This is a genomic window from Tistrella arctica, assembly GCF_039630945.1.
Classification (GTDB): Bacteria; Pseudomonadota; Alphaproteobacteria; order Tistrellales; family Tistrellaceae; genus Tistrella; species Tistrella bauzanensis.
In genome coordinates, this window is sequence record NZ_JBBKTV010000033.1 from 1 (window position 1) to 1,254 (window position 1,254).

Consider the following 1,254-nt stretch of genomic DNA (forward strand, 5'->3'; position numbering starts at 1 on the left):
TGTACAGAGAGGGTATTCGCCTGACAGTTCCGCCTCGGGAGCCGGGTTAAGCGGCGGTCGCCGCGATGGCTTTCGGGGTCGTGCGCTTCTGTTCCTTGGGTTGGGGTTTCAGGATGCCTTCCTTGAATGCCTTGAGGGGCGTGCGCCCCTTCATGCCGCGTCCCTGATGGGGCCGCCGCTCGTTGTAGTGGACGAAGTAAGTATCCAGGGCCGTCTGCATCTCGTCCACGGTTTCGAACCAGGTCTTCCGGCCTTCGACGCGGAAGTGTTCGTCCAACAGCGTACGGTGAAGCCGCTCGACGATCCCGTTGGATTGTGGGCGGGAAACCTTGGTCCGCTTGTGCTCGATACCCTCGAGTTGAAGGAACAGCTCGTAGGGATGCTTGTCTGGGCGCCCGCAGAATTCCCGGCCATTGTCGCTGAGAACCGCGTCGATCTTGGCATCATGCTCTTCAAAGGTGGGCAGAACGTCGTTGTTCAGGGTCTGGACGGCGGTGATGGGCAGTTTCGTGGTGAACAGGCGGCCCCAGGCATAGCGGCTGTGGCAGTCGATAACGGTCTGGAGATAAACCTTCCCCACGCCCTTCAGGCTGCCCACCATGAAGGTATCCACGGCGACCAGGGCGCCGGTATGCGGGGCTTCGATGTGGCGCTCCCTGAATTCCGGCGAGAACCGCTCAAGGGCGCGGATTTGCTCCACGGTCAGATCAATCTTGCGTTCCGCCGTGGATTTCTCCAGGCGCAGCAGCCGCTCATGCTTGGTCAGGAGTTTGTGGCGTGCCCAGACGCCCCGGACACCGCTCGATGAAACCTGAACGCCCAGCATCGCCAATTCCTGGGCGACGCGGACCGGGCCGTGGCAGGGATGCTCCAGGGCATGGGCGAGGATCGCGTTCTCGACGTCCTCGGCTACCCGATTGGGGTGTGGACCCCGGGCGCCGGGGAGACGATCGATCAGGCCATCCGCCCCATAGGCCTGATAATTCCGCCGGATCTCGTAGAACTGCTGACGGGAATAGCCCATCACCTTGCAGGCCCTGCTGACGTTACCGAGCTCTTGCGCCAATTCGAGCAAGGACAGCTTCCGTCGTGCTACCTTCTTTTCCGTGGTCATGTCGGTTTTCCTCGTGTGCGTTGGACAAAGTTTGGCGACTTCATCCTAACCCACTTCCGAGGGCGGCATGGCCACACCCGATCCCGGCATGCCGGGATCGGGTGTGGCGACAACTGTCAGGTAAATACCGTCACATCACA

1 protein-coding gene is annotated in these 1,254 nt (G+C 61.4%); it reads right to left on the reverse strand.

Features of this window, described 5'->3' with window-relative positions; all coding sequences use genetic code 11:
- Window positions 1–46: 46 nt before the first annotated feature.
- Complete coding sequence (locus WG924_RS28055; protein WP_345936335.1) at window positions 47–1,114, reverse strand: IS481 family transposase; 1,068 nt, start codon at window positions 1,112–1,114, stop codon at window positions 47–49.
- Between the last annotated feature and the right edge of the window lie 140 nt (window positions 1,115–1,254).

What these genes read in the sequence shown, in the direction of transcription:
- WG924_RS28055 (WP_345936335.1), bottom strand. Translation starts at nt 1,114, where the DNA reads ATGACCACGGAAAAGAAGGTAGCACGACGGAAGCTGTCCTTGCTCGAA.